Origin of the sequence: Gordonia soli NBRC 108243, assembly GCF_000334455.1 — a bacterium.
GTDB lineage: Bacteria > Actinomycetota > Actinomycetes > Mycobacteriales > Mycobacteriaceae > Gordonia > Gordonia soli.
In genome coordinates, this window is sequence record NZ_BANX01000020.1 from 165,051 (window position 1) to 177,806 (window position 12,756).

11 protein-coding genes are annotated in these 12,756 nt (G+C 67.2%); 7 read left to right on the plus strand and 4 right to left on the minus strand.

Annotated features, from left to right (window positions below):
- Positions 1 to 127: 127 nt before the first annotated feature.
- Complete coding sequence (locus GS4_RS14555) at positions 128 to 1,678, plus strand: NCS1 family nucleobase:cation symporter-1 (RefSeq protein WP_007621815.1); 1,551 nt, start codon at positions 128 to 130, stop codon at positions 1,676 to 1,678.
- 18 nt (positions 1,679 to 1,696) lie between these two features.
- Complete coding sequence (locus GS4_RS14560; protein WP_007621818.1) at positions 1,697 to 2,419, plus strand: aspartate/glutamate racemase family protein; 723 nt, start codon at positions 1,697 to 1,699, stop codon at positions 2,417 to 2,419.
- A 98-nt stretch (positions 2,420 to 2,517) separates the two neighbouring features.
- Here GS4_RS14560 and GS4_RS14565 read toward each other — a convergent pair whose 3' ends face one another.
- Both GS4_RS14565 and GS4_RS14570 read right to left on the minus strand, forming a co-directional pair.
- Positions 2,518 to 3,333 carry a bifunctional allantoicase/(S)-ureidoglycine aminohydrolase gene (locus tag GS4_RS14565; RefSeq protein WP_007621820.1) on the minus strand — a complete coding sequence of 272 codons (816 nt, stop codon included), beginning with the start codon at positions 3,331 to 3,333 and terminating at the stop codon, positions 2,518 to 2,520.
- Positions 3,334 to 3,387: 54 nt separating this feature from the next.
- Positions 3,388 to 4,656, minus strand: a complete 1,269-nt coding sequence (locus tag GS4_RS14570) for a DUF6986 family protein (RefSeq protein ID WP_007621821.1) — start codon at positions 4,654 to 4,656, stop codon at positions 3,388 to 3,390.
- A 158-nt stretch (positions 4,657 to 4,814) separates the two neighbouring features.
- On the opposite strand from GS4_RS14570, the gene GS4_RS14575 reads away from it, so the two are divergent.
- Complete coding sequence (locus GS4_RS14575; protein ID WP_007621823.1) at positions 4,815 to 5,576, plus strand: IclR family transcriptional regulator; 762 nt, start codon at positions 4,815 to 4,817, stop codon at positions 5,574 to 5,576.
- Between the two features lie 143 nt (positions 5,577 to 5,719).
- Here GS4_RS14575 and GS4_RS14580 read toward each other — a convergent pair whose 3' ends face one another.
- The gene (locus GS4_RS14580; protein ID WP_007621825.1) at positions 5,720 to 6,901 is read right to left on the minus strand and encodes an RtcB family protein; all 1,182 of its coding nucleotides are present in this window, start codon (positions 6,899 to 6,901) and stop codon (positions 5,720 to 5,722) included.
- A gap of 83 nt (positions 6,902 to 6,984) precedes the next feature.
- Positions 6,985 to 7,602: an acyl-CoA-like ligand-binding transcription factor gene (locus GS4_RS14585; RefSeq protein ID WP_007621827.1), complete on the minus strand. Its 618-nt coding sequence runs from the start codon at positions 7,600 to 7,602 to the stop codon at positions 6,985 to 6,987.
- Positions 7,603 to 7,728: 126 nt separating this feature from the next.
- Between GS4_RS14585 and GS4_RS14590 the strand changes: the two genes are divergently transcribed.
- From GS4_RS14590 to GS4_RS14605, 4 genes are all read left to right on the plus strand, one after another.
- Positions 7,729 to 9,204 (plus strand): flavin monoamine oxidase family protein, encoded by a 1,476-nt coding sequence (locus tag GS4_RS14590; RefSeq protein ID WP_007621829.1) that lies wholly within the window; start codon positions 7,729 to 7,731, stop codon positions 9,202 to 9,204.
- Positions 9,205 to 9,223: 19 nt separating this feature from the next.
- Positions 9,224 to 9,859: a TetR/AcrR family transcriptional regulator gene (locus GS4_RS14595; RefSeq protein ID WP_007621830.1), complete on the plus strand. Its 636-nt coding sequence runs from the start codon at positions 9,224 to 9,226 to the stop codon at positions 9,857 to 9,859.
- A gap of 2 nt (positions 9,860 to 9,861) precedes the next feature.
- Positions 9,862 to 11,898 (plus strand): neutral/alkaline ceramidase, encoded by a 2,037-nt coding sequence (locus GS4_RS14600; RefSeq protein WP_007621831.1) that lies wholly within the window; start codon positions 9,862 to 9,864, stop codon positions 11,896 to 11,898.
- Between the two features lie 100 nt (positions 11,899 to 11,998).
- Positions 11,999 to 12,613, plus strand: a complete 615-nt coding sequence (locus GS4_RS14605; protein WP_007621832.1) for a DUF8020 domain-containing protein — start codon at positions 11,999 to 12,001, stop codon at positions 12,611 to 12,613.
- Positions 12,614 to 12,756 lie beyond the last annotated feature (143 nt).

The window sequence follows — 12,756 nt, forward strand, 5'->3', positions numbered from 1 at the left end:
ACATGCTATTGACAACCGGCTCGCCAGTGGTGCTAACTGTCACACACGCGGAAATCTGATTCCACATGACGGAACTCGCCGCCAGTGCAGGAGCGCGGTCATCGACCGTCCGACCGAAAGTGCAGAGATGAGCACTGAACCCCCCACCATCAGTCGCGGCGACGCCCCGTCGGCGTCTGGCACCCTCGTCGCCGATGCGGCAGCCGACAACGGCGTCACCGGAATCGTTCCCGCCGGGCTCAGCCCGCGGCTCTACAACAAGGATCTGGCCCCGACCAGCCGCGTCGGTCGCCGCTGGCGCAGCTACAACATCTTCACGTTGTGGGCCAACGACGTGCACAGCCTGGGCAATTACGCGTTCGCCATCGGCCTGTTCGCACTCGGACTCGGCGGCTGGCAGATCCTGACAGCTCTGGTACTCGGTGGCGTCTTCCTGTTCCTCCTGCTCAACCTGTCGGGATTCATGGGCGAGAAGACGGGCGTGCCGTTCCCGGTCATGAGTCGGATCTCGTTCGGTATCCGGGGCGCACAGATCCCGGCTGTGATCCGCGGCGGCGTGGCGATCGCCTGGTTCGGTATCCAGACCTACCTCGCATCCGTCGTCCTGCGGATCCTGTTGGTGGCGCTCTTCCCCTCGGCCGCCGACCTGGACACCAACCGCTTCCTCGGGCTGTCGACGCTCGGCTGGATCGCCTTCGTGTCGCTGTGGGTCATCCAGGTCATCATCGTCAGCTACGGCATGGAGATGATCCGCAAGTACGAGGCCTTCGCCGGCCCGGTCATCCTCATCACGATGGTCGCGCTCGCCATCTGGATGCTGAGCAAGTCCGACTGGAGCATCGCCTGGTCGACCCCGGACTCCAAGACCGGCGCCGACATGTGGCTGCACATCATCGGAGGGGCGAGCCTCTGGGTCGCCATCTACGGGACGTTCGTGCTCAACTTCTGCGACTTCACCCGCAACGCCGCATCGCGAAAGTCCATCGTGCGGGGCAACTTCTGGGGCATCCCACTCAACATGTTGCTCTTCGGCGGCATCGTGATCGTGCTCGCCGGAGCACAGTTCAAGATCAACGGCACGACCATCGAGTCGCCGTCGGACATCGTCAAGACCGTCCCCAACACCTTCCTGCTTGTGCTGGCGTGTCTCGCCCTGTTGATCTTGACCGTCGCGGTCAACCTGATGGCCAACTTCGTCGCACCGATCTACGCGCTGTCCAACCTCTTCCCGCGCTACCTCGACTTCCGGCGCGCGGGCCTGGTGGCCGCCGTCATCGGTCTGATCATCCTGCCCTGGAACCTCTACAACTCCCCCGCGGTGATCAACTACTTCCTCGGTGGACTCGGCGCCCTGCTCGGACCACTGTTCGGCATCGTGATGGCCGACTACTGGTTGGTCAAGCGATCCCGGATCGACGTGCCCGCTCTCTTCAGCGAGGCGGCCGACGGTGCATACCATTACTGGAACGGCGTGAACCTGAGGGCCATCGCGGCGTTGGTCCCGACCGCCGCGATCGCGTTGGTGATGGCGTTCGTCCCCGCCTTCGAAGTGGTCTCGGAGTTCTCCTGGTTCATCGGTGCAGGCCTCGGCGCAATCGTCTACCTTGTGATGGCCGATCGCCGTGGACCGTTCGCCGAGGTCTCCGGCGAAGAGATCTCCGTCGCCAGCACCCACTGACACACAGATAGCAGGCACATGCGCATCCTCGTCGCCAACGTCAACACGACCGCCTCGATGACCGAGGCCATCGCCGCCTCGGCGCGGTCGGTCGCCGCACCGGAAACCGAGATCGTCGGTATCACACCGCGATTCGGCGCGGACTCCTGCGAGGGAAATTTCGAGTCGTACCTCGCCGCCCTCGCCGTCATGGATGCGATACTCGCCTACCCCGAGCCCTACGATGCCGTCATCCAGGCCGGTTACGGCGAACACGGCCGCGAAGGCTTACAGGAGTTGCTCGAGGTGCCGGTCGTCGACATCACCGAAGCGGCAGCGTCCACGGCGATGTATCTGGGGCACCGCTTCTCGGTGGTGACGACGCTCGACCGCACCGTTCCGTTGATCGAGGACCGCCTCAAGCTCGCCGGGCTCGACCAGCGTTGTGCGTCGGTCCGCGCGTCGGGTCTCGGTGTGCTGGAGCTCGAATCGGAGCCCCGGCGTGCGGTCGAGGCGATCGTCGAGCAGTCCAAGCGGGCTGTCGCCGACGATCACGCCGAGGTGATCTGCCTCGGCTGCGGCGGGATGGCCGAGCTCGAGGAGCAGGTGCGCGCCGCGACCGGGGTACCGATCGTCGACGGCGTGCGGTCCGCGGTCACCATCGCCGAAGGGCTTGTGCGGATGGGCCTCTCGACATCCAAGGTGCGCACCTACGCACCGCCGCGCGAGAAGACGATCACCGGCTGGCCGTTCCGGACCTGAGGCCTGCGGTCGAGCCATGCCCGGTGAATACTCTCACCGGGTGCCGTTCGTTGCCACCGTCAGCCGTGACGGTCACTCTGCTTCGCAGAGGATCACCGTCACAACATGATCTGGCGGTTGACGTCCTTGTACAGCAGATAGCGGAAGTTCGACGGACCGCCGGCGTAGCAGGCCTGCGGACAGAAGGCCCGCAACGACATGTAATCGCCCTCCTGCACCTCCACCCAGTCCTCGTTCAGCCGGTAGACGGCCTTGCCCTCCAGTACGTACAGCCCGTGCTCCATGACGTGTGTCTCCGCGAACGGAATGGATGCGCCGGGCTCGAACGTGACGATGTTGACATGCATGTCGTAGGCGAGATCCTGCGGATCGAGCATCCGTGTGGTGCGCCACGCACCATCGGTGTCGGGCATCGCACTCGGCTCGATGTCGCGCTCGTTGCCGAACCTCGGCGACGGCACGTGGCCGACGAGCGGCTCGTAACGCTTGCGAATCCAGTGGAACGAGGCAGGGACGTCGCCGCGGTTGTGCGCCGACCACACGGTGCCCGAGGGGAGGTAACCGAAACCACCGTCGGTGAGGGTGTGCTCCTCCCCCGCCACGGTCACCGTCAGCGCGCCCGCGGTGACGAACACGAAACCCTCGACCTCCGACTGCGGCTCAGGCGCATCGGATCCACCGCCCGGCGCCACCTCGACGATCGCCTGCGCGAACGTGCCGGCGCCGCCGGGAACCGGACGGTTGAGCACCCACGCGCGCGTGTCGGTCCACTCCGGAAAGACCGAGGTGACGATGTCCCGGAGCACCCCGCGCGGGATCACCGTGTACGCCTCGGTGACCACAGCACGGTCGGTCAAGAGGTCGGTCTGCGGCGGGAGCCCGCCGTTCGGGGTGTAGTACGGGTTCGCGGTCATCGTGTCCTCTACAACTGTTTCGGTGGACTGGCTTGTCGGGCGGCCGATCTCGGCTCAGGCGTCGGTCGGCAGGGGCCGGTGCAGGGCAAGCGCGGAGATGGTGTCCATCGGGACCTCGGTGGCCGATTCGATCTCGGCGACGGTGAGTGCACCGCAGAGTTCGCCGCGCCGGATGAAGCCGGCCAATGCACGTGCGGTCGCCGGTTCGTCGAGCACGGCAGATTCGAGCCGATGCACGTAGTTGCGCAGACGCACCGCGGCGTCGTCGAATCCGTCGCGGTAGAAGGCGTAGGTGGCGAGAAAGCGGGTCACCAGCTGAGCAGGATGCAGATCCCACCCCTGATAGAAGCCACGCTCGAGGTGGCGCCGCACCAATCGCGCGTGGAGGGACCATCCGGCGCCGACGCGGTCGCCGATGGGCAGGATGTTGGTCGATCCGTCGGAGAGTCGCACCCCGGTGCCCGCCGCCGCGAGTTGCATGACCGCCTTGGCGTGGTCAGCCGCCGGATGTTCCATCGACTGATACGCGGCGGCGATGCCGAGGGATGCCGAGTAGTCGTAGGTGCCGTAGTGCAGTGCGGTGACCCGGCCGTCGCCCACATGGATCATCCGCGCCACGCTTGCCGATCCGTCGGCACCCAGGATCGCTTGCGGGGTCTCGATCTGGACCTCGAAGCCGATGCGCCGCTCCGCCAGACCGTGAACGCGCTCCAGTTCTCGTGCGACGCGCACCATCGCCTGGACCTGATCGACAGACGTGACCTTGGGCAGGGTCAGCGTCAGACCGGTCGGCAGCCCGCCGCCGGCCATCAGTCCGCCGACGAAGAGGTCGAGAGTGCGCAACCCGCGAGTGCGGACGTCGGCCTCGAAGGATTTGAATCGGATGCCGATGAATGGCGGTGAGCTGTCGGCACCGGCACGCATCGCGGCGATCGCGTCCGTGACAGCGGAGTCCTCCTCGGCGTCGGGCCGAACACCGTAGCCGTCCTCGAAGTCGATCCGCAGATCCTCGATCGGTTCGGTACGCAGCTTGTGTTCGACCAGCTCGGCCAGTCCGGTTGCAGCGGAGTCACTCTCGGCGACCGTCGATCGTGCGATGGCGTCGAGTCCGCCATGCGCGGCCGCGGCGTCCAACGCCGCGGCGCCCCACTCTCGGGACAGATCGGCGACGTGACGGTCAGCCGGCACGTAGACCGTGTGCACCGGTTGGCGACTGCCGTCGTCGCCCGGGTAGCGAGCTGCCAGTGCCGCATCAGAGGGAGCGAGCGTGTTCTCGAGGTCCGCGAGGAAGTCCGCGCCGAGATGGCCGCTCTGCACACTCACAATTGGCTCCCTGTCATCTCGTCATCGTGGAAGATTTATTCCGCAGAGTGGAGTTTACTGTAGAGCGACGTCGGACTTCCAGCCCCTTCGGCAAATGGATCGTCGTTGTGGTTTCGCATGATGGAACGTAGCGTCTGTCTCGACCAGTGGAGGTGGCGATGGCAGGGAACTCCGGCGGAGTGCAGTCGGTCGAGCGTGCGTTCGAGCTCATGGAGTTGATCGGGCGTGCGGGCGGCGAGTGTTCGCTGAGTCACCTGTCGGCGGAGTCCCCTCTCCCCCCGCCGACGATCCATCGGCTGTTGCGCACACTCGTCGGCATCGGCTACGTGCGGCAGTTGCCCGACCGCTCGTACGCCCTCGGTCCTCGCCTCATCCGCCTCGGCGAGGTCGCGAACCGGCAACTCGGGGCCGTCGCCGCCCCAGTGCTCGGATCACTGGTCGGCGAGTTGAGCGAGACCGCAAGTCTCGCGGTCCTCGACGGCGACATGGTCATCTACGTCGCCCAGGTCCCCTCCCCGCACAGCATGCGTACGAACAACGAGGTCGGCCGGCGCGTCACGATGCACAACACCGCGGTCGGCAAGGCCGTCCTCGCCGAACTCGACGACGCGCGGATCCTGAAGCACGTCACGCAGGCCGGGCTCACGGCCGCAACCGAGTGGAGCGTGACATCACTGTCCGGGGTGTTCGCCTCCGTCGAACAGGTTCGAGCCGACGGCTACGCCACCGACGAACAAGAACACGAGGTCGGGGTGTGCGGCATGGCGGTGTCGGTGCCCGGTGCACCGACGCCGATGGCGGTCGGGATCTCCGGCCCAGTCGCCCGATTCGACGTGGACCTGCGCACACGCGCGGTGAGCGCGTTGCGCGACGCCGCCGGAACGGTCTCCGAGGCGTTGATCGGATCACGCGAGTCGTGAGTGGGCGAGCGAACCCCGATCGACTCTCGGACGCGATGCCCGCACGCCCACGCGGGTGATGCTTCACCTGCGTGGGCGCGCGAGGTCCGCGTGGGCCGGACGACGCGCAGCGCCGACGTCGCTCGCGCCATGGCTGGTCGAGATCAGGTTCCCTTGACGTTCAGGATCTGCCGAAGGGTGTGCTCGATCTCCACCAGCGACTGCGCATCCCGCATCACCACGTCGATGTCCTTGTAGGCGTCCGGGATCTCGTCGACCCACTGGTCACCGTGGCGGTATTCGATACCGACCATCCGCGCGGCGAGGTCGTCGGCGGTGAATCGCTTCCGCGCCTCCTTCCGGGAGAACCGCCGGCCGGCTCCGTGCGGCGCCGAGCACAGACCACCCCGATCCCCCTTTCCACGAACCACATACGACCGCGTGCCCATCGAACCGGGGATCACGCCGCGAACACCGTCATGCGCGGCGATCGCCCCCTTGCGGGTGAGCCACACGTCCTTGCCCGCGTGACGCTCCTGCACGGTGTAGTTGTGGTGGCAGTTGATCCGGTCCGATTCGAGCGAATCGGCATCGACAGCCGCCCAGTGCTCGACGGCCCGCACGAATCGATCCATCATCTCCGCACGGTTCTCGAACGCGAATCGCTGTGCCCACGCCAGATCACGGAGGTACTTCGTGAACTCGGGCGTACCCGTCGGCAGATACGCGAGGTCGGGGTTGGGCAGACTGATCCACCACTGCTTGCAGAGGCGCTGGGCGATCGCGATGTGACGCTTGGCGATCTTGTTGCCCACACCCCGGGAGCCCGAGTGCAGGAACAGCCACACGCCATCGCCCTCGTCCAGGCACAGCTCGATGAAATGATTTCCACCGCCGAGCGAACCGAGCTGCTCCGGCCACTTCGGTGAATGCGCCAGGTCGACACCGGTGCGCTCTGCGAGGTCGCGCAACACCTCCAGCCGAGGCGCCGTGAAGTCGTAGCGGTCGACCGACCGGTTGTAGTTGCCCGGCGACAGCGGGATCGCCGACTCGATCGAGGACCGTAGCGACGAGAGCTCGAGGTGCGCGATGTCCTTGTGCCGCAGCGTCGTCTGCACCGCGATCATCCCGCAGCCGATGTCGACACCGACCGCGGCCGGGATCACCGCGTCGATCGTGGGGATCACGGTGCCGATCGCCGATCCCATACCGAGGTGGGCATCGGGCATCAGCGCGACATGCGGGTGCACGAACGGCATCGACGCGGTCTCCGTCGCCTGGGCGAGGGTGTTGTCATCGATGTGCGATGCGTAGTTGAGCACCTTGGGAGCGGACATCTCGGGCATGAGGAACGTTTCTACCAGCACACCCCTACCCGCCGCCGCCCATTTTTCCCGAGCTGCAACCGGATCGGCCGATCTGCCGCCCCTCAGCCGGGCAGCGCGGGCACCATGAGCGAGAACATTCGGCGCAGTCCGTGCGCCAGATCGAATTCCGTTCCGGCCAGCCATCTCTCGTGTGTGGCCGTCGAGGCAGCCAGGGCCGCGTGGGCGACCGCGGTCGCGTACACCTCATCGAGGCCGCGCCGCTCGGTGAGGTGCTCGAAGATGGCGCTCCGCCACAGCCGGTAGACCTCGCTCGCCTTCGCCTGCACCGCCGGCTCGGTCAGGATCAGTTGCGCGCGATGGCGGGCCCACTCGTCTTCGGTGCGATCGTGTACGAGTGAGGCGATGAACGCCTCCGTCACGGCCACCTCGGGTGCCACCGATGGCCCGCTCTCATCGAGCCGACGCCGGAACGCGGCCAATTCGGCATCCGACTCGACCCAGACCACGTCGGCCTTGGTCGAGAAGTACCGGAAGAACGTTCGACGGCTGACTCCCGCCGCTTCGGCGATCTCGCCCGCACTGGTGGTGTCGAAGCCGTTGGCGAGGAAGAGACGCTGTGCGTGGGCCGCGAGTTCGTGCGCGCTGGTCGATGCCGGGCGGCCCCCACGGTCGACCGGCTGCTCGGCCACCGACGCCTGACTGTTCTGCATGATTCCCATCGTCTCATCCGCGGATCCCTGTTACTCTTCCGTCACTTCAGGTCATCTGACCTGAAACGGTGGACAGCGTGGTTCCCCGGCATCGACGACCTGAGCGCCCCGCTCCCGACATGATCGGAATCCGCCATGGCTGCACCACTGTCCCGCCGAACGCTGCTCGCCGGAACCGCCGCGGTCGGTGCCGCGGCCGGCCTCTCGCGATTCGGCGCCGGGAGCGGCAGTGCAGCACCGGCATCAATGACTGCCGACGTGATCGTCGTCGGCGGTGGACTCTCCGGACTGTCGGCCGCGAAGACGCTGGTCGACGGCGGATCGTCGGTCATCGTGCTCGAAGCGCTTGAACGTGCCGGGGGGCGCGTGCACAACATCCGATCGCCGAAGCTGGGCGTCACCCTGGACGCGGGTGCCGAGTTCATCGGCCCGACGCAGGACCACATCGCCGCACTCGCCCGCGAATTCGACGTCCGCACCATCCCGACGTACAACCAGGGCGACAGTGTGTTCTGGAACGCCGGTCGTGGGAGTCGTATGTCGGCCGCGCTGCCGTTGCCGGTACAGGCAGAGACGCTGCAGGCCGGTGCGGGCCTCGCACGTGCTCAGCTCGACGCCCTCGCCGGATTCCCGGTCGGCGAGCCCTGGAAGCATCCGAACGCGCGGTACCTCGACTCCATCACCTGGGGCCAGTACAGCGCGCAGGTGGCAACGACCCCGACCGCCCGGACGCTGATGCAGGTGGCCATGTCCGCGCCCCTGTCCGTCCGACCGGACGAGGTCTCGGCGCTCTACTTCCTCAACTACATCGCGGCGTCCGGCGACGAGAACAATCCGGGCACGCTGATCCGCCTGCTCAGCACCGACGACGGTGCCCAGGAGCGACTCTTCGAGGGCGGGGCGGCCCTGATCCCGTTGCGGATGGCGCGTGCACTGGGGAGCCGGGTGGTCTACAACGCGCCCGTGCGGTCCATCGACTGGTCCGGTGGGACGGTCACCGTCTCCAGCGACGCGGGAACGTATCGGGCACGACGGGTGATCGTCGCGATGTCACCCGCGATCAGCGACCAGATCGACTATCGCCCGGGCCTTCCGGCGGGCCGGCAGGGGATCCATCGCGGCTATCACATGGGCGCTATCTGCAAGTTCGCCGCGGTGTACCGCCGGCCGTTCTGGCGCGACAAAGGACTGTCGGGCCAGGTGTACGGCAACGGACGACCCATCGACGTCACGTTCGAGAGTTACGCCGAGAACCGACACATCCTGATGGGGTTCATCAGTGCCGACGCCATGCGCAGGCTCGACCCCGCGCCGGAACGCCAGATCGTGTCCGAGTGCATCGAGAACTTCGTGGACTACTTCGGCACGGAGGCACGGCAATTCGTCGACTACGCCTTCCACAAGTGGGACGTCGAGCCGTGGTCGCGGGGCGGGCCGGTCGCGGTCAGCTCACCCGGCACGCTGACGCGATTCGGTCCGGCGCTGCGCGCACCGGTGGGCCCGATCCACTGGGCGGGAACCGAGACGTCCGACTACTGGACTGGCTACATGGACGGCGCCGTCCGCTCGGGGGCGCGCGCCGCCCGCGAGATCCTTGGCGCGCGCCGCTGACGCGGGACATCTGCCACTCATGGCCAGGATGCCCACCGAAACACGGCGGGAACTGCTGTTGGACGCCGCGTTCCGGGTGATCGCCCGTCACGGCGTCGGCGGTGCCACCACGCGCACCATCAGCGCAGAGGCCGGCGTGACACTGTCGACCTTTCACTACGTCTTCGATTCGCGCGCCGATCTGTTGGCGGCGCTGGTCGAGCGCGGTACCGACTCAGAGCTCGCGACGATCGCGGCCGCGCTCGATGTGGAGACCGGCGACCTCCGAGGCCGGGCCGGGATGTCGACGGTGTTGCGCGGCGCGCTGTCGGGATACCTCGAGGGCGTCATCGCCGACCCCGATCGGGAGCAGGCCATGATCTCGCTGAATCAATATGCGCGGCAGCAGGAGGGGCTCGAATCGCTGGGCGCCGACATGTATCGGCGTTACTACGCGCTCGTCGCCGACGGTTTGTCTGCCGCGGCCACGCGATGCGCCGTGTCCTGGGACCGACCGCCCGCCGACCTCGCCCCCCTGGTGGTTGCTGCCACCGACGGACTCACCCTCGCCTACCTCAACATCCGCGACCGAGGGGTCTGCGAACGCATCGTCGACGCAACGGTGACGCTTCTGCTCACCCGTGTCGTCGAATCATCTGTCACCGAAGGGAAGTGACCGTGGATCTGACCCGACGAGGTCTTCTGGCCGGAGCGGCCGCGACAGTCGGCGCCGGCGCCGCAACGGTGATCGCCGGAACCTCGGCATCGGCCGCACCCGACTCGCCGGGCACCGGTGGCCTCTTGGTGGGATGCGGGAGCGCCGACATGACCGGCGCGATCGCCGGCCAGGGAATGATGGGCTACTCCAACCCCGAACAGGTGGCGATGGGCCTCCTGCAACGGTGTTGGGCCAGAGCGTTCATCATCGTCGACCAGGCCACTCGCGAACGCGTCGTCTTCGTCACCTGCGACATCGCATGCGTCTTCGAGTCCCATCACATCGGGGTGCTCGCAGAACTGCGTCGACGTCTCGGTGGGCTGTACACCGATCGCAACGTCAACATCAACGCCACGCACAACCACGCATCGTGCGGCGGAACCGCCTGGGACTTCGCCTACTCGCTCGCCGCGTTCGGGTTCAAGAAGAACTCCTATCAGGCGGAGGTGGACGGCATCGTCGCTGCCATCGTGGCCGCCCACGACGATCTCGCGCCCGGCACGATCAGCGTCGGCCGCGGTGAACTCGGTGACGCCAGCCGCAACCGGTCGAAGGTGGCATTCGATCGCAATCCGGCGGCCGAACGGCGTCAGTTCCCCGATGCGATCGATCCGACCGTCACGGTCCTGCGTCTGCAGCGCGGCGGACGCGATGTCGGGGCGATCACCTGGTTCGCCACGCACGGGACATCGCTGGCAGACCACAACGTCCTGATCGCAGGCGACAACAAGGGCTATGCGAGCCATCGGTGGGAGTCCGACGAGCCCGGCATCGTGGCCGCATTCCCGCAGACCAATGCCGGCGACATGACCCCCAATCTGGACCTCGCCCGCTTTCGACCCAGCGGCCCCACCCGCGACAACAAACTCAACTGCGCACTGATCGGCGAACGTCAGTACCGCTCGGGCCGCGCGGCGTTCACACGTACCCGCCCGATGCGACGAGGCGGGGTCGACTCGATCGTGCACTATGTCGACATGTCGTCGGTGTCCATCGACGGTCGGTACACCCCCGAAGGACGCCCCGCGTCGACCACCCCGGCCATGATGGGCGTCGCGGCAGCGGCGACCAGCAGCGAGGACAACTACGAACAGCCGCTCCCCTTCCTCTCCGAGGGCACCACCAATCCGCTGGTCCGCGTACTGGGCGGCGATCGACGTCCGCCCGTCTCGCCGTGGATTCGAGACATGCAGGCGCCCAAGCTGATCGCCTTCCCACTCGGGATCATGCCGCCCGCGCCGTGGATTCCGCAGGTGGTCCCGCTGCAGATCCTGCGTATCGGCGACCTGGTGCTGGTCGCGGTGCCGGCCGAGGTCACCGTCGTCGCAGGCCTCCGTCTCCGTTCGGTGGTCGCCGACGCTCTCGGCGTCACGCTCGACGATGTCCTGCTGCAGGGCTACTCCAACAGCTACACGCAGTACGTGACCACGGAGCAGGAGTACGACGCCCAGCAATACGAAGGTGGCGAGACTCAGTTCGGTCGCTGGACGTTGTCGGCGTACCTGCAGGAGTTCGAACGCCTCGCCCGCGCGATGGCGACCGGCCGCTCCCTGGGCCGCGGCCCCGCGCGGCCCGACAAGTCCGGGTTCCAACCCGACCTCGTCCCTCCGGTACCGGCGGACCGACCGATCGCCGGACGTCGATACGGAGACGTGCTGCGACAGCCCACGTCCACGTATCGGCCGGGTCAGACCGTCGTCGCCGAGTTCGTCGGCGCCCACCCCAACAACGATTTCCGGCACGGCGGAACGTATCTCGAGGTGCAGCGTCGGGTCGGGACCGGCTGGGAGACGGTGGCCGACGACAACGACTGGTCGACCGAGTTCCACTGGTCCCGTCCGCCGGGCAGCCCCGACACCTCACGCGTACGGGTCGAGTGGACCGTCCCGCCACGCATGCGTGGACGCTTTCGAATCCGGTACCTGGGCGACAGTCGGGCACGGTCAGGGCGCCTGTCACCCATCGTCGGGACATCCGACGCCTTCACCATCGTCTGACCGGATGACAGCCTCCCGATCAAGCGCTCGGGACGATAGGCTGATGCGGGGCGTGTCAGATCAGCACGCTCGTCTCATTCGAACTCCGGGGGTTCTCCACATGACTCTGCTCCGACGCGCCGCGCTGGCGGTCTCCGCAGCAGCCATCACCACTGTCGCCATCGCGACCGGGACCGCACACGCGGCACCGGTCTCCGGTGCGGCACCGACCTACGTCTCGGCGGCGTCCGCCGACGGCGCCCACATCACCACCACGCTGCGCAACGCGACCTTCGCCGCAAAGCCTGCCGGACAGAGCCTCTCGATCCTGGATCGACACGGCCGGGTCGCCGAGAAGGTCGCACTCACCGTGCCGCTCAACGGTGTCTCCGTGCCGCTGCGGCCGGTCGTCAGCGCAGACCGGACGTCGGTGACCCTGACGCCGGTGCTCAGCCAGCAGGTGCGCGACCAGCTGAAGGCAGGCGTGCACCCGGTGGCAGGCAAGAAGGACCGCGCCTACCAGTCGATGATCGGCCACATCCAGAACGGCTGGAACCGTGGCGGCGCCGTCGCCACCGCCGTCGGCGCGCTGGCCGGCCTGATCATCGGCTGCATCGTCATCGTCGGCTGCATCTGGGGCGCCGGTGTCGGCGCCGCGATCGGTGCGGTGATCGGGATCAACAACGGCGATCCGCGTGCCGCACAGTCGGTGCTGGACTGGATCAACACGCCGTAGTCGGGCCATCTCCTCGCAGAACCGCCCACCGACCGATGTCGGTGGGCGGTTCTGTTGGTTCGGGTTGCGCGCGGGCCGCGGATCCGAAGCTCCTACGCCAGCCGCGACCGCAAGCCCTGGTCAAAAACTGCCGCCCAGCGGGG